The sequence below is a fragment of the Ancylobacter sp. VNQ12 genome (assembly GCF_049445835.1).
Lineage (GTDB): Bacteria > Pseudomonadota > Alphaproteobacteria > Rhizobiales > Xanthobacteraceae > Ancylobacter.
This window is the reverse complement of the sequence record NZ_JBMSDU010000005.1, coordinates 228,242-253,542: the sequence shown is the minus strand read 5'-3', so window position 1 is coordinate 253,542 and position 25,301 is coordinate 228,242. Positions and strand designations below refer to the sequence as shown.

The following is a 25,301-nucleotide window of genomic DNA, read 5'->3' as shown; positions in this document are numbered from 1 at the left end:
CGTCATTCAGACCGATGTCGCGCTGGCCATCGTCATCATCGCCGAAATCAACGGCGCACCGGCGTTCCTCGCCATCGCGGCCCCGGCAGAGGACGCTTGATCAAACTGCTACTTCGTCACCGCGCTGTTAAGACGGGTAAATCCTTAGCAACGCTTTTGGCTACAGAGGCCGGCCTCCCCTACAGCGGCGAAACTCTAACGGAAGTTCTGGGAGCCGTGAGCGGATCCTACCTGAGCGATGCTGCAATAATAAATATTCTTGAAAAAGAATACAAGGGCGTCACACCATCTGACGAAATCATAAGATTGCTACAATATACTTGGTGCCGACTTTATACTTGGAATATCGACGATTCCATCGAAAACATTAATAGAACAACGGCTCAACGCCGACGTAATTTTAATGGCATGAGAGATAAGGCAAGTGAATTTGAAGGGCCTGATTTCTTACATGTCGTGCATTTGCATGGACAAATTACGAAACCCGATGCCGGTTTTATTCTTTCTGAAACAGAATACGCCGAAACCCTAAAAGGCGAAAGGCACTTTTGGTACCAAAGAGCAGCCCAAGACTATATCGCATTCTGTCCTATATTTATCGGCTCAGCTTTGCAGGAACCCATTCTAAACGCAGAACTAGAGCGAGCAAAACGCGACAACAACACGAGCTCTGGACGTGCTTACCTTATCAGCCCTGATGATTATTCGGCCATTAAGCTAGGAAATTTTAAGTCGAAAGGAATCGTACATATCAAGGCCACCCTCGAAGAATTCGTCAATTGGCTGGACAGCCATTTTTCCGAGCCCGTGAAACCAAAGGATGTTGTCGCGGCCAGGGGTGGATACGGAGCCGATGTACTCCACAATGTGACAAGAAGCGATATCGAGATTGCCAACGCCATTCGCCTGATAAACCCCAAAGAGATAAGACAAAAGGTAAACAATCTTCCTGACCACGACAAATCCTACCTTGCTCGCCGATTTTTGCAGGGCTTTCCACCGTCTTGGGAAATTGCTTCGTCTGATATTCCCGTGAAGCTAACTTCTATCCTAGAAATAGACCGCGCATTTGGTGCCGCCTATGGAAAAAACGATCAATTATTTGTCGTCATAGGTCAATCAGGCAGCGGGAAAACTACCGCTACCATGATTAGCCTCTTAAAATATGCGGAAGAAAATGATTGTACTATTTACGAAATAACATCCGACGTACGATCGGTCAGGCGCGCGCTGGAAGTAATAAAGAAAATTGGTAATGGAAAAAAATCGATCGTCTATATCGGCGATCTATTTATTTATGGAGATGCTTTTCGTGACGAGACGGAGGCAGTTACAGGCGGCGATCTAATAATTGTGTCGACCGCCCGAAGCGGGGAGTGGCATGAACACTTGGATAGACGGATCGGAGACAGAGTCAAGCCTATTTCATTTGAACGATTTTCTGCCCCAGACTACGAACCGCTGATAAATCGACTTATATCTTATGTTCCAGCTCCAGCGTTCAGAAAACTTACGTTGCAAGATCAGAAAAAGAAACTTGCCCAATCTCGGAGTCAACTTCTAATCGCGCTTCGCGAAGCCACAGAATCTCGCAATTTTACTGACATTATTACGCACGAATTTGAGCACCTGCCTGATGAAGACACCAGAATGCTACTTCTGACAGTAGGTATATCGACATTAGCCCGAGTTGGTATCAGCATCGAAGCTGCCGCTGAGGCATATAATTATTGCAACCCAAAACGAGACTTTAGTTCGGCACTGTTAGCTCTTACAGGCATCATAGGAAAGTCAGAAGACGGACGGCTCATTGCTCGCCATGAACTTTACGTTCGTCACATAATTAATGATCTATGCCCATTATCTGCAAAGATAGTTTCGATTAAATCGATACTTCATACATTCGTAAAGTACAATATTCCGGTAATTCGCTCCGTCGATCGGCGCGATGCCGCACTTTTTAGGTTCCTGCTAAACCATCGATTCGTTGTAGATCAAGTAAAAGACAAAAAAGATCGACATAGAGGTGTAGAGATTTATCAAGATTTTGAAGTTCAATTTCAATTGGATGGCCATTATTGGCTTCAGTATGGTTTGTATTTAGCGCAAGATGGGAATCTCGAGGTAGCGATGGATATGCTACAGCGCTCAATTCAAGCTTACCCAGAGAATAGCTTCGCCGTGCACGCCTTGGCTGATCTGAAATTGCGCGCCGCCAGGGAGCGACGTGTTTACGACGAAATAACTAAAAATCTTATAGCGGAGGCCGTTCGCACGTTGAAGCTGCAGGACGCCCACCCGACGCTAGAGCTTGATACTTATCCGATTGTTACGCTAGCAAACGGGCATGTCCCGGCGCTTCTCCGTCATGGTTTGTCGGACGTCGCAAAACAAGCTGCCGTCGAATACTTTGATCGTCTGCAGCAAATGGATAAACGTGTTAACTCAGACGCCATAAAGCTAGCTAAGGATAGAATGCTAAAATTTGTGACACTTAATGAATGGGACGATGGTTATCGTAAGAGCGGTAGAAATGCATCAAACGCCTCACGTCGCAATAGAAAAAGACAGAGTAGTGCCAGATCCATAACGTAGGTTATTATTTTCAATTCGGATTCGGCTGTTGGATGCTACGAGATATTTTGTGAATCCGTAGTATTTTGGCATTTACGTAGTCGAACCCCAGCCCCCTCCCCATTCTCGTCTAAGAATATAACGCCAGCGCTCTCTAAAGCCGCTCGGATCGCCGCAAGATTATTTACTGTTGGTGTACGGCGTCCCTTCTCAAAGTCACGAACCGTACTCTCACTAAGGTTGGAGCGGGACGCCAACATGGATTGTGACCAATCGAGGAGGCCCCGAGCGGCCCGGGACTGTGGCGCGGTCAGCGGAGGACACACGGTTTCCATAAATTCTCCACGAAAATCGTTGACGGCAATTGTGATCAACGCTAATCGTTGATCGTCAACGATTTCCTAACACAGGAGCACGCGCATGGACACCCATGTTCGCGAACGGGACGGGCTTGCCCGCTCCCGGCGGGAGACCCTTCGCCTGGGCCTATCCACACTCGTCGTCGGCCCACCGGCCGTTGGCCTCGCCTATGCCGCGATGCCGGGCCCGCCGCTCTCGCCGCAGGAGCGTATCGAGCACGCTATGCGGCAGATTCAGGACGCGCTGGCTGATCTTTATCCCGGCGCGCGGCAGCATCCCAGGTTGGCGCTGCCGTCGCGCGAAGCTCTCGCTTCGCCAGTCTTCGAGGACGGCACCTTTGAGGCGGGAGACATGGCCATGGTCATGGTCACGGCCAACACGTTCAGCGCGCGCTATGACGCTGGCCTCAAGAGCCGCACCGACTTGACGTCGTTCGGCAACGCCCTCCGGTCTGGGGAGAAGCGGCCATGACCGGTGACCTGTTCAGCCACTCCGTTCGCGCCGAAGATCTTCTCTCCCGGCGCCTGCGGCTCGAAATGGTGCCCGGCGATTCCATGGAGCCCACCCTCCGCAGCCGCTGGGATTTCGTGCTGGTGCGCCCCGTCAGCGCCTATGAGGGAGAGGGCATCTATCTCGTGAGCGACGACTTCGGTAGCTGGAAGATCACGAGGGCTTCGAACACCCTCGGCGGCATGAAGGGCCATATCCTCCTTTACGTCGACAACAAGCGATATGGCGAGCGCCTGGTGACGCGCGAGTGGTTCGACGAGAACGCACTCGCAATCGTGGTCGCCGACATCAAGGTACGCGACCATCAGCTGTTGCAGTCGGCCGCCAGCTCCGAGGTGCGGCCATGACCGACAATCGTTCTCCAGAGACCCGTTTCCTCGACGACATTCGAGACCTGGCGCGAATGGCGGCCATCACCGAGCTGATGATCAGTCACGCACTCACCAGCATCAATCCTAAGGTTCAATACGTCGGCGACGACGTGATCATCCGCCTTCGCGAAGAGCAATCCGACCATATCAACTTCGTGGTGAGAGACGTCGTCGAACGGGCTCAGAGCCTCGTCGCACGGTGTGAGGCGATGGAAGAGCGCATCGCCCGCTAGCCTACGGCGGCGATACTAAGTGGATGTGCCCAAAGGCGAGGTGGCGCGGCGCCTTTCGGCGATTCGAGGCGCAAAAGAGAAACGCTACGCTTGCATTGTTATTGGAATCACTGCATATGTATCGTTATGAGCGAACGTGGTCAGGACAAGCGGTATTTGCTTTCGACGCTGGTGGCGGTCGCCGGCGTTAATCCGATCACGTTCAACTCCTGGCGCCAGCGCAATGGCCTCTTTCCCTGGAGCCTTAAGGCCAAGGGATGGAAGCAATACTCGGCCTCCGACATCTGCGTTGCCTACTGTGTGAATGGCTTGATCAAGAGCGGCTGCACCGCGCAGTTCGCAGTCGACGCCGCAATGATGCTGCTGCCGCGTTTCGAAGAAATGTGGACATCCGACAGTGTAGAGGCATTCGATAACTGCATCGCTCTCATTTCCATCATCGATCACGGATCAAGTGACAAGTCGAACATAGAGATAGACATCGAATTTCACGATCCATCAAAGCCAATTTTGGAGATTATTCGCGGGCGCCTTGGCTGGGGCACAGCACAGATCGTGGACCTTTACGACGTGATGCTGAACGTCATCCGTTCACTCAAGGCACTGCAGCCAGAAACCGTCATGACCCCTGAGGAAACGCGAAGCTTCGTGTTTTCGTCGCTCGCCAAGGCGATCGCCGAAACGCGAACGGATGAAGAGGACTGAACTCAAATGGCCCGGTCCTCTCTTACCCGCATCTTCAGCCGCCTCTGGAAGCGCTCCTATGAGGGTGCGTCGACCGGACGGCGCACGGCCGGCTGGGGCACCATGCGGAACCAGCACGCCGCCGCCGAGGCGGCGCGCCGCCCGCTGACAAACCGTTCGCGCTATCTGGTCGCCAACAATCCCCACGCTGCGGCGGCCAAGGCGGCCTGGGTGGCGGCGCTCGTCGGCACCGGCGTCGTACCGGCGGTGACGGACAAGCTGGCGGCGCAATGGACAGCTTGGACCGACGAGGCCGATGCAGACGGCCTGTCCGACTTCTACGGCCTGACGGCGATCATGGTCGGCGGCATGGTCGTCGACGGCGAGGCGCTAGCGCTCAAGATCGCCACCCCGGCGGGCCTGCGCATCCGTGTGCTCGATCCCGACCAGCTCGACGCTTCACTTACCCGACCGCTCGTCGACGGCGGACGCATCGTCAACGGTGTCGAGTTCGACGTCTTCGGCACCCGCGTCGCCTACTGGATCGTGAAGGAACAGCCGGAAATCGGCCTCGGGCTAACCCTCTCCCCGGTGCGGGTGCCCGCCGAAGATGTGATCCACATGTTCCGGGTCGACTTTCCTGGGCAAGTGCGCGGCATTTCATGGTTCGCGCCGGCCTTGCTTCGCCTTGCCGAACATGACGAATGGCATGGCGCGCAGCTAACCCGCCAGAAGATCGGCGCCCTGCTCACCGGCTTCGTCACCACCAACGACGGCGCGGCGCCCTTCTCTGGTGATAGTCAGGGCGACGCCTTGATCGGTTCAATGGAACCCGGCGCACTCAACGTGCTGCCGCCCGGCAAGGATGTGAGCTTTTCGGACCCGCCGGCCATTGCGCAGGAAGCGAACGACTTTGCCCGCATCACCCTGCGCGAGATCGCGACGGCGCTTGGCCTGCCCTATGAGGTGCTGACCGGCGACCTTTCCAGCGTCAATTACTCCTCGATCCGCGCCGGCCTCGTCGAGTGGCGCCGCCGGATCGAGATGATCCAGCACAACGTGATCGTCTTCCAGGCGCTCCGCCCGATCTGGCATCGCTGGGTGATGATCGAGACCCTGGCTGGCCGGATCGACGATCGGGTCGAGGATCTTCTTCCTGTACGCTGGATTACGCCCAAGGTCCAATGGGTTGATCCCGCGAAGGATGTGCAGGCCGAGATTGACGCCATCAATGCCGGGCTGATGAGCCGGCGCGAGGCGGTCGCCGCCCGCGGCATGGACATCGGCGCGCTCGACACCGAGATCGCCGCCGACAAGGCCCGCGAGGCAACGCTCGGCCTGTCCTTCAATGCCGCTGCCCGCACGGCTCAACCCGGCGAGGTGGCAGCATGATGGAGGACCGCATTCAGCCGCTCTGGGCCGAGTTCTGGCGCAGCGCCTATCCTCGGCTCAAACCAAAGCGCCTGTCGCTCGATGAGCTTCGCCGCCTCGAATGCGCAGCGATGCACTGGCATCGCGACGTCAAGCATGTCCTCGAGGCGCGCGAACGCACCTATGGGAGGAAGCGCCCGTGAACGCACCCGCAGAAATACTCACCCGCCGTGCCGCTCGCCCAGCCTCGAGCTGGGATCCCGAAACGTGGAGCTTCCTTCTGGTGCTCTCAACGGGTGCGGCTGTCTCGCGTTGGGATGCACGCGGCGAATTCGATGAAATCCTCATGCTGTCGCAGTCTGATTGGCCCGCCAGCGTGCCTCTCCTCGACAGCCACAGAAGGGAGAGTGTGGAGTTTCGGCTTGGGTTGGTCGACAGCATTCGTGCGGTCGGCGGGGAACTGCTCGGCCGTGCCACGCTCTCCCGCCATTCTGAGCGCGCCCAGCGCATCGCCGCCGAACTGACCGATGGACACACCTTTCCTTCATCGATGGGTTACAGCGTTCGCGGCGAAGATTGGCTGGAGCGGACCAATCAGAAGACCGGTCGCCGCGAGAAGATCGCCAAGAGAATCGAACTTCAAGAAGGTAGCCTCGTTCTATTCCCCGCCGACCCGCATGCAGGCATCAGGAGCCATGACATGACGGTCAGCCCCCAGCCGGAGAATACTCCGGCTCTCACCCCGCCCGCCGCGGCGCCCTCCAACCCCACGGCGTCCGCGGAACGGGCCGTCGTCAATGCGGAGATCCGCTCCATCGGCACCATCGCCGGTCTCGACCAGGCGTGGATCGATGGCCAGATCGACGCCGGCGTGACGGCCGACGCCGCCCGAGCCGCGGCCTTCACCGCCATGCAGACCCGCAGCGCTCCGCTGCAGACCTTCCGCTCGGCCGCGCCCACGATCACGGTCGGGCAGGATCACAACGACCCGGTTGCGATCCGTTCGGTCATGGCCGACGCGATCGCACACCGGATGAATCCCGCCCGCTGCAAGCTGGAAGGCCGAGCGCGCGAGTATCACGGTTATAGTACCCTCAGCATGGTTGGCACGATGGCCCACGCCCGCGGCGATCGCGTGAACCTGCACGACCAGAATGCGCTGATCGAGCGCGCCGTCGGCGCCCACTCCACCAGCGACTTCCCGCTGCTGCTGGCGGACGCGGCCAACAAGAGCCTGCTCGCCAACTACCAGGTGGCCGATCCTACCTATCGGCGCTGGGCGGCGCGCCGCTCCTTCGTCGACTTCAAGCCGCACAACTTCCTGCGCGTCGGCGACTTCCCCCGCTTCCAGGAGGTCGGCGAGAATGGCGAGGTCAGGTACGGCACCGTCAGCGAGAACCGCGAGCAGGTGTCGGCGAAGGAGTTCAACGCCGGCATCATCATCGGCCGCCGGGCGCTGATCAATGACGACCTGTCGGCGCTGGCCGACTTCTCGTCCATGATCGCCATCCGCGCCGCGGCGGATGAAAACCGCATGGTCTATGCCCTGCTGATCGGCAGCCCTCCGATGGCCGACGGCAAAGCCTTGTTCCACGCTGACCACGGCAACCTCGTTACGGCCGCCGTGCTCGGCGGCGCGCCCCAGATGCATGCCAGCGTGAGCGCGCTGCGCAAGCAGAAGAGCCTGGACGGGCTGGTGCTGAACCTCGCGCCGCGCTTCCTCGTGGTCGGGCCAGATATGGAGTTGGGCGCGCGCCAGGTGCTCGCCGCCATCACGGCCACCAAACCCGGCGATGTGAACCCCTGGGCCGGCACGATGGAGCTGGTGGTCGACGCCAATATCGCCGGCAGTGACTGGTACATCGCCGCCGATCCGGCTGCTGCGCCCTCCATCGTCTATGGCTATGTCTCCGGCGCCGAGGGGCCGCAGATCCGCACCGAGATCGACTTCGACACCCGCGCCGTCAAGGTCGCGGCCGGGCTCGACTTCGGCTGTGGCGTCATCGACTTCCGCGGCCTCGTGAAGAATCCGGGGGCGTGATGAGCAACACCGCCACCCTCCAGCAACGACTCGAAGCCCTGCGCGATGCTCGCGCGCAGGGCGTCTCCCGCATCGTGGTGCAAACCCCGCTCGGCCGGCGCGAAATGGAATACCGCACCGACGCCGACCTCGCGGCAGCCATTGCCGATGTCGAGCGCCAGCTCGCCGCCGCGCAGGGCCAGCGCATCAACACCGTCTATTTCCAGACCTCGAAAGGGCTGTGACATGAAGAACTTCATCCAGACCGGCAATGTGGTGCCCGTGACGGCCCCGGCCGGCGGCGTCGTCTCCGGTGGTGGCGTCATCATCGGTTCGCTCTTCGGTATTGCCGATCATTCTGCCGTCGAAGGCGCCCCCGTGCAGCTCGCCACGCGTGGCGTGTTCGATCTTCCGAAGACTTCGGCCCAGGCGTGGACGCTCGGCGCCAAGGTCTATTGGGATGCGGCGAACGGCGTAGCCACCACGACCGCGAGCGGCAACAGCCTGATCGGCGTCGCACTCGCCGCCGCCGCCAACCCCTCCGCCATCGGCCGCGTGCGGCTCAACGGCGTCACGGTCTGAGGGAGGACGGTATATGGCCGCCCGCAAGATCGCATCGGTTCAAGATCAGGGCCTCTTTCCCTCTGAGACCGAGATCGCGCGGCGTCTCAGCCAGGATCCGAAGGCGTGGGCGGCGAAGTCGCTCATGCTTGAGCGTGAGGGGCTCCCGCGCGTAGATCCCATCATGGGCGGCCGCTTTTGGCCGGCCGTGCATGCCTTCTGGCATCATCGTTACGGTCTCTCTACCGTTCAGGCGTCTCAACCTGATGGAGAGGAGAACCTAGATGCACTCCGATGAGCTCGACGCGCCGGGCCTCAAGGTCCGGCGGAACAAGGACGGAACGGCGCGACTCTACTGGGTCGCTCGTTCCGATATCCGCAAGGCGGGCTACTTGCCGGAAACGGTTCGTCTGCACTACCGCCTCGACGATCCGCGCCAGCGGGCTCTGATCGAAGCCGCTTGCCGAAAGCTGCAGGCTGAAATGTTCGCATGGCGCGCCGGGCACCGGCAGAGCCGCCGGCCGTTCGATGGAACCGTTTCCAGCCTCGTGCGGCTCTACCAGACCGACGAGGCCTCGCCCTATTTCGAGCTGAAACACAACACGCGTGAAACCTACGATCAGGTTCTGCGACTGATCGACCGCGCCTTCGGGAAGCGCGTTCTGTCTAATCTCGCCCTCGCCGACTTCAGGCGCTGGTATGACGAGACGAAGAAACCGCGCCAGCCGGACGGGCCGGAACGCGTCCGTAAGGCACACGGCATTATCAGCATGTTCCGGCGGCTATTCTCGTACGGCATCGCCGCCGAGCATGCGGGGTGCACCCGCCTCGCGGCCATCCTTGATGCCACGCGTTTCAAGCAGCCAAAGCGACGCCGCGTTCGGCTGGAGCGCAACCATGTCGAGGCCTTCATACCGAAAGCGATCGAGGCCGGTCGCCTCTCCCTCGCGATCGGCACGGCACTCCAGTTTGAGACCGGCATGCGGCAGAAGGACGTTATCGGCGAGTGGGAGCCGCACATCGCGCGCTCCGAGATCGGCGGCATCATGCTCAAGGGGAAGCGCGGCCGGCGCATGCTGCGCTGGGCTAACGGCCTCACCTGGGCTGACGTGACAGGCGAAGCCGTCTTCACCAAGGAGACCACGAAGACGGGCGCTCTCGTCTCACACGATCTCTCACTCTGCCCGATGACGCTGGAGCTGCTGGCTAAGGTGCCGGCCGAAGCGAAGGTTGGACCGCTGGTCATCGATGAGAACGCCGGCCGCCCCTACGCCAAGGATGCCTATGCCCGTGAATGGCGAGTGATCGCTCGCGCGGCTGGTATTCCAGACGAGGTTTGGAACATGGACGCCCGTGCGGGCGCCATCACCGAAGCCGAGGACGCCGGCGCCGATCTCGACGAGATTCGCGGTGCTATCGGCCATACGCAGGCTTCGACTACGGCCCGCTATTCGCGTGGTGCTGTGGGCAAGAGCCGAAAAGTTGCAGAGCTTCGACAGGCGCATCGCGCCGGCCGGAACGAGTCGTAAACAGACATGGGGAACGCGATAGGGAACGTGGGGAACGCGTAGTTCAGCGGTAGACCGGCAAAACCGTTTATTTTCAACGGGTTGCGCTGGAGCGGGCGAAGGGAATCGAACCCTCGTATGCAGCTTGGGAAGCTGCCGTTCTACCATTGAACTACGCCCGCTCGGGCGTGCGCACCTTAGAGGCGTGGCAGGGCCCGTTTCAAGCCCCTGCGGCCACACTTTCACAACCGTGCACGATATCGTCGCGGTGCGATGCCCCGCCGGCGTCTCATTCCGCCGGCGTGTGGACGAGGCCGGGCGCGATCTCGCCATGGGCGACATGGTGGATGCGCCCGATCAGCGAATAGACGGTGGGCACCACGAACAAGGTGAGCAGCGTGCCGAGGCTCATGCCGCCGACGATGACCCAACCGATCTGCGAGCGGCTTTCCGCGCCGGCGCCCTCGGCGAGGGCCAGCGGCACGGCGCCGAGCACCATGGCGCCCGTGGTCATCAGGATCGGCCGCAGACGCAGCGTCGCCGCCTCGATCACCGCCGACAGCCGGTCGAGCCCGGCCTCCTGCTGCTGGTTGGCGAACTCGACGATGAGGATGCCGTGCTTGGTGATGAGGCCGACCAGGGTGACGAGGCCGATCTGCGAATAGACGTTGAGCGTACCGCCGCTGAAATAGAGCGCCGCCAGCGCGCCGGTCATCGACAGCGGCACGGTGAGCATGATGATCACCGGATCGCGAAAACTCTCGAACTGCGCCGACAGCACGAGATAGATGAAGCCCAGCGCCAGGATGAACACCAGGACGAGGCTCTGGCCGGCGGCGCGGAATTCGCGGCTCTGGCCGGAAACGTCGGTCTGCACCGTTTGCGGCAGCACCTCGCGCGCCGCCTGATCGAGGAAAGCGAGCGCCTCGCCCTGCGCAAAGCCGGGCGCGAGGTTGCCGGAGATGGTGGCCGAGCGCAGCTGGTTGAAGCGCTTGAGTTCCTGCGGCGCCACCGTCTCGCGCACATTCACGAGGTTGGACAGCTGCACCATCTGCCCGCTCGCCGAGCGCAGATAGATGGTATCGAGCGTCGCCGGCGAGGCCCGGTCATGCGCGTCGAGCTGGACATAGACGTCGTACTGCTCGCCGCCGACCTCGAAACGCGTCACCTGCCGGCCGCCGAGCAGGCTTTCCAGTGTGCGGCCGAGCACCGCCACGTCGATGCCGAGATCGGCCGCCTTGGAGCGATCGATGGTGATGGAAATCTCCGGCTTGTTGAGCTTGAGGTCGCTCTCGATGCTGGCGAGGCCGGGATAGTCCTGGATGCGGTTGAGGAACCGGTCGACATACTCATTTAGTTCCTCATAGGTGCCGGAGGTCTGCAGCACGAACTCGATCGGCCTGGAGTTGTTCGACGCGCCAAGCGAGGGCGGGTTGTTGGCATAGGCGTTCACGCCGGCGATCTTGCGCAGCTGCGGCGAGGTCGCCCGGACGATCTCCTGCTGGCGGCGCCCGCGCTCGTCCCAGTCCTTCAGCCGACCGATCACCAGAAAGCGGTGCACCTCGGGCATGCCGTTGATGATCAGCACGCTGTCCATCTCCGGGATCTTCTCGAGAATGCCCTCCACCTGATTGGTGTAGCGGGAGGTATAGGCCAGCGTGGAGCCCTCCGGGCCGCTGCCCGTCACGCGCACCACACCGCGATCCTCCACCGGCGAAAGCTCTGAGGGCAGTGCATAGAGGAGGATGCCGCTCGCACCCGCGACCAGCAGCGCCACCAGCAGCACGAGCGGGCGCACCTTCAGCGTGAAGGTGAGGAAGCGTCGGTAGCCGTTCTCCAGCCCGCGAAGGCAGCGCTCGACGAAGGCCGAGACACGACCTGGGTTTGGCTCGTGCTTGAGCAGGCGCGAGCACATCATCGGTGTCAGCGAGAGGGCGATGAAGCCGGAAATGAGCACCGCGCCGGCAAGCGTCAGCGCGAATTCGAGGAACAGCCGCCCCGTACGCCCCGAGGCGAAGGCGACCGGCGCATAGACCGCCGCCAGCGTCAGCGTCATCGCCACCACGGCGAAGCCGATCTCGCGCGCCCCCTTGATGGCGGCGGGAATGGGCTTCATGCCGTGCTCGATGTGCCGGAAGATGTTTTCCAGCACCACGATGGCGTCGTCGACCACGAGGCCGATGGCAAGCACGATGGCAAGCAGCGTCAGCGTATTCACGCTGAAGCCCAGCACATACATGATGGCGAAGGTGGTGATCAGCGAGATCGGAATGGTGACGATCGGGATGATCGAGGCGCGGAACGAGCGCAGGAACACCACGATCACCAGCACCACCAGTACGATCGCCTCGAAGATGGCGTGGAACACCGACTTGATCGAGCGGTCGATGAACACGGCATTGTCGTTGCCGATGGTGGCGCTCATGCCCTCGGGCAGGCTCTCGTTCACCGCCGGCAGCACACCGCGCACGCCCGCCGAAACATCGAGGGGGTTGGCCACCGCCTGCTTGATGATGCCGACGATGATCGACTGACCGCCGTTGAAGCGGCTGGAGCGCCGCTCGTCGGCGGCGCCGAGCTCGACCTTGGCCACATCGGCGAGACGCACCTGCGCGCCATTCGCCCGCTTGACGATGATGTCGTTGAACTGGTCGACGGTGGCGAGCGCGGTGCGCGAGAGCACGGTGAACTCGCGATCGGCGCTTTCGATGCGGCCGGAGGGTATCTCGACATTCTGCGCCCGCAGCGCATCTTCGATGTCCTGCACGGTCAACGCGTAGGCCGCCAGGCGCTCGCGATCAATCCACACCCGCATCGCATAGCGCCGCTCGCCATAGATCTGCACATCGGCCACGCCGGTCAGGTTCTTGAAGCGATCGACCACGTAGCGGTCGATATAGTCCGTCAGTTCCAGCCCGTTCATCCGGTCCGAGCGGAAAACGACGAAAACCACCGGCTGCGCGTCGGCCTCCACCTTGGAGATGACCGGCTCGTCGATCTCATCCGGCAGGCGCTGGCGCACCCGGCTGACGCGATCGCGGACATCGCTGGCGGCGACGTCCGGATTGATCTCCGAGCGGAAACGCACGGTGATGCGACTGGATTCCGAGCGGCTGGTCGATTCGAGGACGTCGATGCCCTCGATGCCGGCGATGGAGCCTTCTAGGACCTGCGTCACCTGACTTTCGACGATGGTCGCGGAGGCACCGGTATACGTCGTCACCACCGAGACGACGGGCTCGTCGATATTGGGATATTCGCGAACGGTGAGGCGCGTATAGGCGACGATGCCGACCAGCACCATCAGCAGGCTGAGCACGGTGGCAAAGACCGGGCGGCGGATGCAGATTTCGGAGATACCCATGGCGCTACCTCCTCAGCTCTGCGGCTGCGCGGGCGCACTCACGATCTCGACGGCGACATTGGGCCTCAGCCGCCCCTGCCCCGCCGTCACGACGGTCGTGCCGGGCGCGATGCCGTTGACGACCTCGACCTCGCCGGCTCCACGCTGGCCGAGCTGAACCCGCTTCTCGACAGCCTTGCCGTCCTCGACGACCCAGACAAGGCGCTCCTGCCCGCGCGGCACGACCGCGCTTTCGGGCACGAACACGGCGCTGCGCGTGTCGCGCCCCTTGAGGACAACACGCACGAACAGGCCCGGCCGCAGCACGAGGTCGGCGTTGGGTAGGCGGGCGCGGACGCTCAGCGCCCGTCCGTTCACGTCGACCAGCGGATCGATGGCGTAGACTTCACCGACGAATGTGCGGTTCGGCAGCGCGTCGACGGTGATCTCGACCGACTGGCCCGCAGCCACATTGCCGAGCTGGGTTTCCGGAATCTTGAAATCGACCTTGAGCAGGTCGATCTTCTCAAGGTTCACCAGTTCGGTGCCGACCGCGATATAGGCGCCGACGGAGACCGAGCGCAGGCCGACCACGCCGTCGAAGGGCGCGGTGATGGTGTGCTTGGAAATCTGTACGCGCTGCGAATCCAGCAGGGCGTTCGAGGTGTTCAGTTCGGCGCGCGCCTCGTCCAGCGCCCGCGCGGTGCCCGAGCCGGACTGCTGCAACCGCTGGGCACGGTCGTAATTGGCCCGTGCGAGGTCCATGCGGGCCTCGGTCTCGTCCATCGAGGCCTTCACCAGCGCGGCGTCGAGCTGGATCAGCACGTCACCCTGCTTGACGTGCTCGCCCTCGCGGAAGCCGATCTCCTGTATGCGCCCGGCGACTTCCGAGGCGACCTTCACCGACTCGTCGGACTGGAGGCTGCCGATGGAGCGAATGTCGGTCGTCACCTGCGTCTGGCGCGCCGTCGCGACTTCGACGGCCACGCGGACGGGCCGCGGCTCCTGGGCAGCGCGGGCTTCGCCTTCCAGTAACGCGACACCGCTGGCGAGCCATCCCTTCTGCTGCGCGACCATTCCCGCGCCAGCCAGTACAGCCACACCCAACAAAATGCCGATACCGCGTCGCATAAGGTACTCGCCTAGTTGGACCCGAAGCAGAGAAATCCAGTCTTCGAGACAACAGATGCGGCGGGAAGTTCCAACTTAATTCTTTGTCACATTCGCCCGCCGCGGATCGCGGCCGGTAGCATATTCCTTTTATAGAATAATCCCAACCGGCCGCTGCCAACATTCGCGAGCAAGGACGGGGCCTATCAGGCGTTCTTCACCATCACGTGACGGACGACGGTGTAGTCTTCCAGCGCATAGGCCGAAAGGTCCTTGCCATAGCCGGACTGCTTGAGGCCGCCATGCGGCATCTCGCTGACCAGCATGAAGTGGCAGTTCACCCAAGTGCAGCCATATTGCAGCCGGGCGGCCGTCGCCATGCCCCTGGCCACGTCCCTCGTCCAGACCGAGGAAGCGAGACCGTAGTCGCTGTCGTTCGCCCAGCCGACCGCCTCGTCGACATCGTCGAAGCGGGTGACGGACACCACCGGTCCGAACACCTCGCGGCGCACGATCTCGTCGCTCTGCAAGGCCCCGGCGACCACGGTCGGCTCATAGAAGAAGCCCTTGCCGGAACCCGCGCCACCCGCCAGCTTGCCGCCGGTGGCGATCTCGATATGAGCCACCTCAGAGGCACGCTCGACGAAGGAGGCGACGCGGGCGCGCTGGCGAGCCGAAATCAGAGGGCCGATATCGTTCAGCGTGTCGTCCGCCTGCCCGAATTTCAGGCCGGACACCGCGGAGGCGACGTCGGCGACCAGCTTCTCATAGACCTTGCTGCCGGCATAGATGCGGCAGGCGGCAGTGCAGTCCTGCCCGGCATTGTAGTAGCCGAAGGTCTTCACCCCCTCGACCACCGCCGCGATGTCGGCATCGTCGAACACGATGACCGGCGCCTTGCCGCCGAGTTCCAGATGCGTGCGCTTCACCGTCTTGGCGGCGGCGGCGAGCACCTTCTTGCCGGTGGCGATGTCGCCGGTGAGCGAGACCATCGCCACCTTGGGATGGTTGATCAGCGCATTGCCGACGCTCTCGCCGCGCCCGACGACGACGTTGACGACGCCCGCCGGAAACAGCTCGGCGATGATCCTGGCCAGCTTGAGCAAGCTGAGCGGCGTCTGTTCGGACGGCTTGATGACGACCGTATTGCCGCCCGCCAACGCCGGGGCCAGCTTCCACGCCGCCATCATCAGCGGGTAGTTCCACGGTGCGATGGAGGCGACGACGCCGATCGGATCGCGACGGATCATCGAGGTATGGCCGGCGAGATATTCGCCCGCCACCATGCCGTGCTGGGTCCGCGCCGCGCCGGCGAAGAAGCGGAAGCAGTCGACGACTCCGGGAATCTCGTCGTTCAGTACCGCATGGCGGGGTTTGCCGCAGTTCAGCGCTTCCAGCGTGGCGAAGGATTCCGCCTCGGCCTCGATGCGGTCCGCCAGCTTGAGCAGGAGATAGGAGCGCTCCACCGGCGTGGTGCGCGACCAGTTACGAAACGCTTCCGACGCCGCGTTCACCGCCGCGTCGATCTGGTCGGCGGAGGCCTCCGGCAGCTCGATCAGCGTGTCCTCGGTCTTCGGGTTGAGCACGTTCTCGGGCGTCTCGGTGCCGCCGACGAATTCGGCGCCGATGAGCATCTTGGTGTCGGAAGGGCTGGTCATGAGGCGTCTCCTATTTGCCTGAGCCGGCAACCGCCTCACCCTCACGCGTGAGGTAATAGGCGGCGAGGATCGGCAGGAAGGTCACGAGGATGACGAGGACGGCGACGACATTGGTCACCGGTCGCTGCCGTGGGCGGATGAGTTCGGACAGCATCCAGATCGGCAGGGTGGACTGCTGGCCGGCGGTGAAGGTGGTGACGATGACTTCGTCGAAGCTCAGCGCGAAGGCCAGCATGCCGCCGGCCAGCAATGCGGTGCCGATATTCGGCAGCACCACCAGCCGGAAGGTCTGGAAGGCATCCGCGCCGAGGTCCATCGAGGCCTCGATCAGCGAAGGCGACAGACGACGCAGGCGGGCGACCGCATTGTTGTAGACGACGACGATGCAGAAGGTCGCGTGGCCGAGCACGATGGTCCAGAAGGAAAAGGGTATTTCCATCAGCCCGAAGGCCTGGCGCAGCGCGATGCCGGTGACGATGCCGGGCAGCGCGATCGGCAGCACGAACAAGAGCGAGATCGGCTCGCGGCCGAAGAACCTCGCCCGCGCCAGCGCGCCGGCCGCCAGCGTGCCGAGCACCAGCGCGATGGCGGTGGCGATGAGCGCGACCTTCAGCGACAGGCCGACGGCCGCCCAGATGTCCGCCCGCCCCCACACAACGGCGAACCATTTCACCGTGAGGCCGGGCGGGGGAAAGGCGTAGCTCTTCTCTTCCGTGGTGAAGCAGTAGAGCAGGATGAACAGGAGCGGCACGTGCAGGAAGGCGAGGCCTCCCAGCGCGGCGATCTTGAGGGTGAGAGGAGCGCGCGTCATGGAACCACGCTCTCCTTTTCTTCACCTCTTCCCGTGAGGGAGAGGTCGGCCCGCAGGGCCGGGTGAGGGGCGACAGCGTTAGACGGTCGAGCGCAGGCCCCCCTCACCCCACCCCTCTCCCCCACGGGGAGAGGGAGTTTCGGCCGAAGAGTCGCTCCCTCACAGCGCATCGAACGCTCCCGTCCGCTTGGCGAGCGTGAGAAACAGCGCCATGACCAGGATCGGCACCAGCGAGAAGGCGGCTGCCAGCGGGATGTTCCCCGCCGTGCCCTGCAGCGTGTACACCGCCTGCCCCAGCACCAGCGCCGAGGTACCGATGATCTGCGGCACGATGTAGTCGCCCAGCGTGAGCGAGAAGGTGAAGATCGCCCCCGCCACCACGCCCGGCATGGCCAGCGGCAGGATCACCGTGCGGAAGACGAGGCGCGGCGAGGCGCCGAGATCGCCCGCCGCCTCGATGAGATGCGGCGGCACCCGCTCCAGCGCCGCCTGCACCGGCAGTATCATGAAGGGCAGCCAGAGATAGGTGAAGGTCAGCACCATGCCGGTATAGCTGACCGAGAGCGAGGGCCCGCCCACAATGGGCAGATCGAGCCAGGCTTCCAGTGCGCCGCCGAGGCCGAATTGGCCGGCGAACCAGCCGATGGCGCCTTCCTTGGCCAGCAGCAGCTTCCAGCCATAGACCTTGACCAGATAGCTCGACCACAGCGGCATCATCACCGCGAGGTAGAACCCGGCCTTCACGCGCGGGCCGGCATAGCGAGCGGCGTAATAGGCGATGGGAAAGGCGATGATGGCGCAGAGCCCCGTGACGACGGCGGCGATGCCGACCGTGCGCAGTACGATGTCGTAATTGGCCGGGCGGAAAAGTTCGAGCAACGTCGCCGTGGTCGGCTCGCGCACGATGGTGCCGGAGAACTCGTCTATCGAAAAAATCGATTGGCCGAGGAAGACGAACAGGCTACCGAGATAGACGAGGCCGAGCCAGAGCAGCGGCGGCACGATGAGCAGCAGCGTCAGCAGCCGCGCGCGGCGCACCAGCAGGTCCGACAGGTGTCGGAGCAGGTTTTCGCGTGGCGGCGCAAGATCGAGCGTGGAAAGGCTCATCCCTCGCTCTCCATCGGCTGCAACGCCGCACGGGGAATGGCGAGCCGTACCGCATGGCCCGCCGCCACATTGCTGGCGCTGGCCGGCACCGCCGCGACCAGAAGGAGGCCGGCAGCGCTGCGCACCACTACGCGGCGCACCGGGCCCTGATAGGAAACGTCCTCGACGATGCCCTCGATCAGCACGGCCGCCTCCGGCACCTGCGCGCCGGGCGACAGCAGGAGGATTTTCTCCGGTCGCAGGCTGGAGGGGCGCTCCGCCCCGCCGAGCGCGAGCGCCTGCGCCGCGCCGAGCACGTTGGCCGAGCCGACGAACTGGGCGACGAAGCGGGTCGCCGGGCGCTCATAGACCTCCTCGGGCGGACCGACCTGCACGATCCGCCCTTCATTGAACACGGCAACGCGGTCCGCCATGGACAGCGCCTCGCTCTGGTCGTGGGTGACAAAGACGAAGGAGAGGCCGAGCGCACGTTGCAGGCTTTTCAGTTCGCCCTGCATTTCCTCGCGCAACTTGAGGTCGAGCGCGCCCAGCGGCTCGTCCAGCAGCAGCACCTTGGGCCGCACCACCAATGCGCGGGCCAGCGCCACGCGCTGGCGCTGGCCGCCGGAAAGCTGCGCCGGCCGGCGCGCCTCCAGCCCCGTGAGCTTCACCATGGTGAGCGCCTCGCGCGCCAGCCGGTCCCGCTCGGCACGGCCGACGCCGCGCACGCGCAAGCCATAGGCGACATTGTCGCCGACCGAGAGATGGGGAAACAGCGCGTAATCCTGGAACACGGTGTTCACCGCCCGCCGATAGGGCGGCAGCCTCTCCACGCTCTCGCCGAAGATCTCGATCCGTCCGGCATCGGGCTGCTCGAAACCGGCGATGAGGCGCAGGCACGTCGTCTTGCCGGAGCCGGAGGGGCCGAGCATGGCGAAGAACTCGCCCGGCGCGATGGACAGGTCCACGCCGTCCACCGCCTTCACGGCCCCGAAATGCCGGGTCACGCCGGCAAAGCGGACGGCAGGAGTTGTGGGCGCGGGGTCAGAGACGGGCATGAGAAGGCAATCCGACGAGGGCGGTGAGAGATATCGACGCTGCGCGGGGCTTTGCGCTGGGTCCCGGATCGGCGCTGCGCTTCGCGCAGCTTGTCCGGGAAACAGAGGGAGGAACTCATGTCCCGGACAAGTGCCGCCGCAGGCGAACGCCGATCCCGGATCCAGCGCAGGACTCCGCCGAAGGCCCCCCTCCCCAGCAGTGGAAAGGAGTGGGACGGCGACTAGCGCCCGCCGAGCACGGCGATGTAGTCTGACACCCAGCGGTAATAAGGTACGCAGCCGGCGGCCTGGGTGGCGCATTTGGCGACCGGGGTGCGCCAGAAGTGGATCTTCTCGAACTCCTCGGCGCCGTTGGTCTTGCAGCCCGCGTCGGTCAGCAGCTCGTTGCCCTTGCAGGCGGCGGGGACGGACGGCACCGAGCCGAACCATGCGGCGAGATCGCCCTGCACCTTGGGGCTGATGGAGTGCTCCATCCACATATAGGCGCAGTTGGGGTTCTTGGCGTCGACATGCATCATGGTGGTGTCGGCCCAGCCGGTGGCGCCCTCCGTGGGGATGGTGGAGGCGATCGGCTTCTTCTGGCTCTGCAAGAGGTTGACCTGGAACGGCCAGGAGGACGAGGCGACGACGCCCTCATTGGTGAAGTCGTCGATCTGGATCATGGCGTCGTGCCAGTAGCGCTGCACAATCTTGCGCTGGCCGCGCAGGAGGTCGAGCGCCGCCTTGTACTGTTCCTCGGTCAGCTCGTAAGGGTCCTTGATGCCGAGCTCGGGCTTGTGCGCCATCAGATAGAGCGCCGCATCGGCGATGTAGATCGGGCCGTCGAACGCCTGCACGCGACCCTTGTTGGACTTGCCGTCCGGCAGCGTCTGCTCCTCGAACACCACGTTCCAGCTCTTGGGCGCCTCGCCCTTGAAAGCCTCCGTGTTGTACATCAGCACGTTGGAGCCCCACTGATAGGGCACGCCGTAATGCACGCCGTTCACCGTGTGCCATGGCGAGTTCTGCAGCCGCTCGTCGACCGTGCCCCAGCTGGGGATCAGCTTGGTGTTGATGGGAGCGACCTTCTTGCCGGCGATGAGGCGCAGCGAGGCGTCGCCGCTCGCGGTCACGAGGTCGAAGCCGCCCTCGTTCATCAGCGCCACCATCTCGTCGGAGGTGCCCGCGGTCTTCACATTGACCTTGCAGCCGGTCTTCTTCTCGAAATCCGAGACCCAGTCATAGGCCTTGTCGGTCTCGCCGCGCTCGATATAGCCCGGCCACGCTACGATATCGACCTGGCCTTCGCCCGGTCCGAGGCTTGTGAGTTCAGCAGCGACAACAGGTTGCAGGCTGAATGAGGCGCAGGCGACGAGCGCCGGCAGATGCAGGTAGCGGGTGCGCATGGTGTTTTCCCTCTGGTCTGCGGGCGCTTTCGGCCCTTTGAAAACCAGTGTGCCGCTGCGTCCGGCCTCGCGCCACACCAAAGATCAGAAGCCAGCCATCGGAAAAACCGATGGGCATTTGCCGAGCGCGAACCCGCTACTTGGTCCGCCCATGCCGGGTCGCGGCGACCGAGACGAAGCCGGCGGCAGCGGGGGAGAGCGGCGAGCCGCGCCGCCACGCGGTCGCCACCTCCACCGCCGGCACGTCGTCGATCAGCGTGCGCGCCTCGATCTTGTCGCCTTCCAGCGACCACGGGCGATAGGTCAGGTCCGGCAGCACCGCGACGCCGGCGCCGGTCGCCACGAGCGAGCGCACCGATTCCACCGAGCGGGTGCGGAAGGCCACCGGCGGGCGGATGCCGAGCCGGCGCCAGACGATCTCCGACGCCTCCGCGATCTCGTCGATGGTCAGCAGCACATGCGGCTCGGCCGAGAGATCGGTAAGGCTGACCCGCTCCTCGGCCAGCGCGGGGTGGCCGAGCGGCATCCACACGCGATAGGGCGAGATTTCGACGGCTTCCGTCTGCAACGCGGCCGAGCGCCGGCCCGGCGGCAGCACCATTACCGCCACATCCAGCTCGCCGCCGACGAGCAGATGCTCGAGATAATCCGCCGCGTCCTCGACGGCTTCCACCGCCACACCGGGGAAGGCACGGCGGAAGCGGGCGATGAGGTCGGGATAGATGTAGCCGGCCACCAGCGGCGTGACGCCGACCGAGAGCCGCCCCGCCAGCGCCGCCGTCTCCGAGCCCACCAGCGCGCGCCGGGCGTCGGCGACGTCGGACAGGATTTTCCGCGCATGGCGCAGGAAATGGTGGCCCTTGAGCGTGAGGTCGGCGCCGCGGGCGTGCCGGTCCAGCAGTTGGAAGCCGAGATCGAGCTCCAACTGGCGCAGCGCCTCGGTCACCGTCGACTGTGAGATCGACAGCGTTTGCGCGGCGGAGGACACAGAGCCCTTCTCCGCGACGGCGATGAAGTAGTGCAGCTGGCGCAGGGAGAAGGCCATCGGAGCTTCCGTGATGAGACGGGTTTTCCGATGGTAACACACGCCATGTCCCCGCACCGATCGTCGGGGTCAGCGGCCCAGCAGGCTCTTCAGCTCGAAGCTCTCGTCGCCCGCCTGCGCGGGGGTGAGCGTCGGCGCGCCGGCGAGCAGGCGCCGGCCGAGCATGTGATCGGCCGGGCGGTTGACGCTCTCGATGGCAGTCAGCACACCCTCGCGGAAGCGGAACACCGAGAAACGGCGGGAGGCGGGGGCGCCGCGCAGCACGGCGAGATCGGTCGGGCCGGTGAGGCCGACCATTTGCAGCTTCAGGTCGGCCTGATCGCTCCAGAACCACGGCACCGCCTCGAACGGGGCGGGCTTGCCGGTCAGCCGGCCGGCGAGGCAGCGCGCCTGGTCGACCGCGTTCTGCACCGATTCCAGCCGCGCCATCCCGCCGGCGAAGCGGCTGGGATAGGCCACCGCGTCGCCCAGTGCCGAGATGGCGGGATCCCTGGTCGCCAGATGCGCGTCGACCACGATGCCGTTCGCCACCTCCAGCCCGGCCCCGGCGGCGAGCTCGACATTCGGCACCACGCCGATGCCGACCAGCACGAAATCGGCGGGATGCACGGTGCCGTCGGTGGTCTTGACGCCGGTGACGCGGCCGCCCTCGCCTTCCAGTCCGACGACGCCGGCGCCGAGCAGCAGCCGCGTGCCCATGGCCTCATGCGCCTCGACGAAAAAGGCCGACATTTCCGGCGACACCGCGCGGCCGAGCGGGCGCATCGCCGCCTCGATCACCGTCACGGGATGCCCGAGCGCGCGGGCCACGGCGGCAAATTCCAGCCCGATGAAACCGGCGCCGATCACCACCACGTTGCGGGCGCCGGCCAGATCGGCCTTCAGCGCGTCCGCATCCTCGCGCGTGCGCAGGTAATAAACGCCGGCAAGCTCGCGGCCCGGCACCGGCAGCGGCCGGTTGCGCGCGCCGGTGGCGAGGATGAGATGGTCGTAGCCGAGCACCCGGCCATTTTCGAGCGCGAGGCGGCGCTCGAAGCGGTCGATCGCGGCGGCGCGGCCATGCACGAGCTCGATCCGGTGATCGGCATAGAAGGCGGCGGGGCGCAGCTCGATCTGCTCGATGCCCGCATCGCCCTTCATATAGGCCTTGGACAGCGGCGGGCGCTGATAGGGCAGGCCCGGCTCCGCGCCGACGAGGGTGACCCGGCCCTGATAGCCGGCCTCACGCAACGACGCGGCGGCCTGAAAGCCGCCCTGCCCCGCGCCGACGATAACGATGCCGTCCGCCACTTCGCTCATGCTGCACTCGCCTCTTCACGCGCCAGCGCCACCAGCCGGTCGCGCTCGTCATAGATCGCCTTGGTGATCCGCGCCATGAACTCGGCATCGGGCAGGCCGGGCGGAATGGGTGGCAGCAGCGAGACGGTGATCTCGCCGGGATGAATGGTGAAGCTGCGCGCCGGCCAGAACAGCCCGGCATTGTTCACCATCGGCACCACCGGCAGGCCGAGCGCCTTGTAGAGCAGCAGCACGCCGCGCTGGAAATCGGCGCGCTTGTCCACGGGCTGGCGGGTGCCTTCGGGAAAGATGAGCAGGCTGCGCCCCTCCTCCGCCGCCGCGCGCCCCTCGCGGAACATCTTCTTCGCCGCAACCCCCCCGCCGGCACGGTCGATGGCGATCATCGGCGAGTGCTTCAGGAACCAGCCGAACACCGGGATCTTGTACAGTTCCTTCTTCAGCACGATGGCCACGTCCGGCACCAGCCGGGCGGCGGCGATGGTCTCGAAGGTCGACTGGTGGTTGGCGATGTAGAGCACCGGCCCGGCCGGGCGGTTTTCCTCGCCGATGATCCGGACCGAGACGCCGACGAGACGCAGGATCGCCAGTACGCCGTCGGCCCAGAGGCGCGAAAAGCGGCGGGTGGTCTTCGGCTCGTTGCGCAGCGCGTAATAGGGAATGGTCGGCGCCAGCAGCAGCGTCCACAGGACCAGCAGCAGAAGAAAGAGGGAGGAGCGCAGGCGGGACATCGCGGGACGGGTTTTCGGGGCGCGGATTCTTCGGGAGGGTGGATTCTCGGGTAACGGAGATCGGTCTAGCAGATCGGGCAGCGCGGAGGGAGGGCCGCCGGGGCCGAAGAACACGGATGCCGGACGCACGCGGCGGCGCTCGTCACGGCATGCGTTGCCGTTCCGCCGCCGCCGCTCTACTGTTGGCGCGGGGCCGGGGACGATCAGGAGTCCTTCGGATGCCGGGATGGACGCCGAGCATGCGGGAAGACGCGGAAACCGCGCTGCGCTACGGAAAGCCGCTGCCGCGACCGGCCGACGAGGCGGACGAAGCCTGGATCGCCGTCATCCGCAAGATGGACGAGACCTATGCCGAGCTGCTGACCCAGCAGGTGGCGGTCGAGCAGAAGAACGCCGAGCTTGAAGAGGCGCAGACCTTCATCGCCGGGCTGATGGCCTCGATGACGGATATCCTCATCGCCTGCGACCTGTCGGGCCGGATCGAACAGGTGAACCTCTCTGCTGAGCGCGCCTTCGGGCGCCCGCCCGGCGATCTCGCCCGGCTTCCCTTCGAGGAATTGCTGGCCGAGGAATCGCCCGCGCATTTCCACCATCTGCGCGACGCGGTCGAGCGGCGGGCCCGCATCAGCGACCGCGAACTGGTCTTCCGCACCCCGGAGGGCCCCTTCCCGGTCTCCGCCAATGGCGCGGTACGCTTCGATTCCCGCGGCAGATCGGTCGGCCTCGTGCTGGTCTGTCGGCCGATCGGCGAATTGCGCAAGGCCTATAGCGACCTTGAGGCGGCGCATGAACGCCTGAAGCAGGCGCAGCAGCAGCTCGTCCATTCCGAGAAGATGGCCTCCCTCGGCCGACTGGTGGCCGGCGTCGCCCATGAACTCAACAACCCGATTTCCTTCGTCTACGGCAATGCCCACACGCTGCGCCGCTACAGCGCGCGGTTGACCGCCTATGTCGACGCGGTCGAACGCGGCGCGGACGCGGCGACGCTCGCCCGGCTGCGCGAGGAGCTGAAGATCCAGCACACGCTGGCCAATATGGAGGGCACGCTCGACGGCATGCTGGAGGGCGCCGAGCGTGTGCGCGACGTCGTCGCGGACCTGCGCCGCTTTTCCTCCGACCGGCGCGAGGTGCGCGAGGTGTTCGACCTCGCCGCGCTGGCGCGCTCGGCCCTCGACTGGGTGGCGAAGGCGCGGGCGTCGGAAATCGAGACCCTGGTCGACGTGCCGGAAGGGCTGGAGGCGGTCGGCCATCCCGGCCATGTCCACCAGGTGCTGATGAATCTCGTGCAGAACGCCGTCGACGCCATGGAGGACCGGCCGGTGCGCCGGCTGGAGATCACCGGGAGCGGGAGCAGCGACGAGGTGGTGCTGATGCTGCGCGACACCGGGCCCGGCATCGACCCGGAGATCGCCACCCGCATCTTCGATCCGTTCTTCACCACCAAGCCGGTCGGCAAGGGCACCGGGCTCGGCCTGTCGATCAGCTACCGCATCGTGCAGGAGCACGGCGGCGTGCTGGAGGCGGGCAACCATCCCGAGGGCGGGGCGGTGATGACGCTGCGCCTGCCGGCAGCGCGGGAGGGCTGA

The 25,301-nt window shown here is 64.1% G+C and carries 24 protein-coding genes and 1 tRNA gene; 13 read left to right on the top strand and 12 right to left on the bottom strand.

Annotated elements, in window-relative coordinates:
* Positions 1 to 96 precede the first annotated feature (96 nt).
* A complete protein-coding gene (locus ACO2RV_RS10390) occupies positions 97 to 2,595 on the top strand; it encodes an SIR2 family protein (RefSeq protein ID WP_423292549.1) in 2,499 nt (832 codons plus the stop codon).
* A gap of 35 nt (positions 2,596 to 2,630) precedes the next feature.
* On the opposite strand, the gene ACO2RV_RS10385 is transcribed toward ACO2RV_RS10390, so the two are convergent.
* Positions 2,631 to 2,909, bottom strand: a complete 279-nt coding sequence (locus tag ACO2RV_RS10385) for a helix-turn-helix domain-containing protein (RefSeq protein ID WP_423292559.1) — start codon at positions 2,907 to 2,909, stop codon at positions 2,631 to 2,633.
* Between the two features lie 85 nt (positions 2,910 to 2,994).
* Between ACO2RV_RS10385 and ACO2RV_RS10380 the strand changes: the two genes are divergently transcribed.
* From ACO2RV_RS10380 to ACO2RV_RS10330, 11 genes are all read left to right on the top strand, one after another.
* Complete coding sequence (locus tag ACO2RV_RS10380; RefSeq protein ID WP_423292547.1) at positions 2,995 to 3,405, top strand: hypothetical protein; 411 nt, start codon at positions 2,995 to 2,997, stop codon at positions 3,403 to 3,405.
* The gene (locus ACO2RV_RS10375; RefSeq protein WP_423292545.1) at positions 3,402 to 3,791 is read left to right on the top strand and encodes a hypothetical protein; all 390 of its coding nucleotides are present in this window, start codon (positions 3,402 to 3,404) and stop codon (positions 3,789 to 3,791) included. The genes ACO2RV_RS10380 and ACO2RV_RS10375 overlap by 4 nt, the downstream gene beginning before the upstream one ends.
* Positions 3,788 to 4,048: a hypothetical protein gene (locus ACO2RV_RS10370; RefSeq protein ID WP_423292543.1), complete on the top strand. Its 261-nt coding sequence runs from the start codon at positions 3,788 to 3,790 to the stop codon at positions 4,046 to 4,048. Before ACO2RV_RS10375 ends, ACO2RV_RS10370 begins: the two co-directional genes overlap by 4 nt.
* Positions 4,049 to 4,174: 126 nt before the next feature.
* Positions 4,175 to 4,753, top strand: a complete 579-nt coding sequence (locus tag ACO2RV_RS10365; RefSeq protein WP_423292541.1) for a hypothetical protein — start codon at positions 4,175 to 4,177, stop codon at positions 4,751 to 4,753.
* A 6-nt stretch (positions 4,754 to 4,759) separates the two neighbouring features.
* Positions 4,760 to 6,124: a phage portal protein gene (locus ACO2RV_RS10360; RefSeq protein WP_423292539.1), complete on the top strand. Its 1,365-nt coding sequence runs from the start codon at positions 4,760 to 4,762 to the stop codon at positions 6,122 to 6,124.
* The gene (locus ACO2RV_RS10355; RefSeq protein WP_423292561.1) at positions 6,121 to 6,306 is read left to right on the top strand and encodes a hypothetical protein; all 186 of its coding nucleotides are present in this window, start codon (positions 6,121 to 6,123) and stop codon (positions 6,304 to 6,306) included. The genes ACO2RV_RS10360 and ACO2RV_RS10355 overlap by 4 nt, the downstream gene beginning before the upstream one ends.
* Complete coding sequence (locus ACO2RV_RS10350) at positions 6,303 to 8,144, top strand: prohead protease/major capsid protein fusion protein (RefSeq protein WP_423292557.1); 1,842 nt, start codon at positions 6,303 to 6,305, stop codon at positions 8,142 to 8,144. Before ACO2RV_RS10355 ends, ACO2RV_RS10350 begins: the two co-directional genes overlap by 4 nt.
* Positions 8,144 to 8,368: a phage head-tail joining protein gene (locus ACO2RV_RS10345; RefSeq protein ID WP_423292537.1), complete on the top strand. Its 225-nt coding sequence runs from the start codon at positions 8,144 to 8,146 to the stop codon at positions 8,366 to 8,368. The genes ACO2RV_RS10350 and ACO2RV_RS10345 overlap by 1 nt, the downstream gene beginning before the upstream one ends.
* Before the next feature lies 1 nt (position 8,369).
* Positions 8,370 to 8,705 (top strand): DUF2190 family protein, encoded by a 336-nt coding sequence (locus ACO2RV_RS10340; RefSeq protein ID WP_423292535.1) that lies wholly within the window; start codon positions 8,370 to 8,372, stop codon positions 8,703 to 8,705.
* Between the two features lie 13 nt (positions 8,706 to 8,718).
* A complete protein-coding gene (locus tag ACO2RV_RS10335) occupies positions 8,719 to 8,982 on the top strand; it encodes a hypothetical protein (RefSeq protein WP_423292533.1) in 264 nt (87 codons plus the stop codon).
* Entirely contained in the window at positions 8,969 to 10,213 is a 1,245-nt protein-coding gene (locus ACO2RV_RS10330) for an integrase (RefSeq protein ID WP_423292531.1), read from the top strand. The genes ACO2RV_RS10335 and ACO2RV_RS10330 overlap by 14 nt, the downstream gene beginning before the upstream one ends.
* Before the next feature lie 87 nt (positions 10,214 to 10,300).
* Here ACO2RV_RS10330 and ACO2RV_RS10325 read toward each other — a convergent pair.
* The 11 genes from ACO2RV_RS10325 to ACO2RV_RS10275 form a co-directional block, all read right to left on the bottom strand.
* Positions 10,301 to 10,374: transfer RNA gene (locus tag ACO2RV_RS10325), tRNA-Gly, on the bottom strand.
* A gap of 107 nt (positions 10,375 to 10,481) precedes the next feature.
* Positions 10,482 to 13,556 (bottom strand): efflux RND transporter permease subunit, encoded by a 3,075-nt coding sequence (locus ACO2RV_RS10320; RefSeq protein WP_423292529.1) that lies wholly within the window; start codon positions 13,554 to 13,556, stop codon positions 10,482 to 10,484.
* 12 nt (positions 13,557 to 13,568) lie between these two features.
* Positions 13,569 to 14,522, bottom strand: coding sequence for an efflux RND transporter periplasmic adaptor subunit (locus tag ACO2RV_RS10315; protein WP_423292527.1), 954 nt, complete (start codon positions 14,520 to 14,522; stop codon positions 13,569 to 13,571).
* Positions 14,523 to 14,851: 329 nt separating this feature from the next.
* Positions 14,852 to 16,303, bottom strand: coding sequence for a gamma-aminobutyraldehyde dehydrogenase (locus ACO2RV_RS10310; RefSeq protein WP_423292525.1), 1,452 nt, complete (start codon positions 16,301 to 16,303; stop codon positions 14,852 to 14,854).
* Between the two features lie 10 nt (positions 16,304 to 16,313).
* Complete coding sequence (locus ACO2RV_RS10305) at positions 16,314 to 17,114, bottom strand: ABC transporter permease (RefSeq protein ID WP_423292523.1); 801 nt, start codon at positions 17,112 to 17,114, stop codon at positions 16,314 to 16,316.
* Positions 17,115 to 17,273: 159 nt separating this feature from the next.
* The gene (locus ACO2RV_RS10300; protein WP_423292521.1) at positions 17,274 to 18,221 is read right to left on the bottom strand and encodes an ABC transporter permease; all 948 of its coding nucleotides are present in this window, start codon (positions 18,219 to 18,221) and stop codon (positions 17,274 to 17,276) included.
* Positions 18,218 to 19,258 carry an ABC transporter ATP-binding protein gene (locus ACO2RV_RS10295; protein ID WP_423292519.1) on the bottom strand — a complete coding sequence of 347 codons (1,041 nt, stop codon included), beginning with the start codon at positions 19,256 to 19,258 and terminating at the stop codon, positions 18,218 to 18,220. Before ACO2RV_RS10295 ends, ACO2RV_RS10300 begins: the two co-directional genes overlap by 4 nt.
* Positions 19,259 to 19,479: 221 nt before the next feature.
* Positions 19,480 to 20,643, bottom strand: coding sequence for an ABC transporter substrate-binding protein (locus ACO2RV_RS10290; RefSeq protein WP_423292517.1), 1,164 nt, complete (start codon positions 20,641 to 20,643; stop codon positions 19,480 to 19,482).
* Positions 20,644 to 20,779: 136 nt separating this feature from the next.
* On the bottom strand, positions 20,780 to 21,688 hold the full coding sequence (locus ACO2RV_RS10285; RefSeq protein ID WP_423292515.1) for a LysR substrate-binding domain-containing protein: 909 nt from the start codon (positions 21,686 to 21,688) through the stop codon (positions 20,780 to 20,782).
* Between the two features lie 69 nt (positions 21,689 to 21,757).
* The gene (locus tag ACO2RV_RS10280; RefSeq protein ID WP_423292513.1) at positions 21,758 to 22,987 is read right to left on the bottom strand and encodes an NAD(P)/FAD-dependent oxidoreductase; all 1,230 of its coding nucleotides are present in this window, start codon (positions 22,985 to 22,987) and stop codon (positions 21,758 to 21,760) included.
* Positions 22,984 to 23,715, bottom strand: a complete 732-nt coding sequence (locus tag ACO2RV_RS10275; protein WP_423292511.1) for a lysophospholipid acyltransferase family protein — start codon at positions 23,713 to 23,715, stop codon at positions 22,984 to 22,986. The genes ACO2RV_RS10280 and ACO2RV_RS10275 overlap by 4 nt, the downstream gene beginning before the upstream one ends.
* Positions 23,716 to 23,954: 239 nt before the next feature.
* Between ACO2RV_RS10275 and ACO2RV_RS10270 the strand changes: the two genes are divergently transcribed.
* Positions 23,955 to 25,301, top strand: a complete 1,347-nt coding sequence (locus ACO2RV_RS10270; RefSeq protein ID WP_423292509.1) for a sensor histidine kinase — start codon at positions 23,955 to 23,957, stop codon at positions 25,299 to 25,301.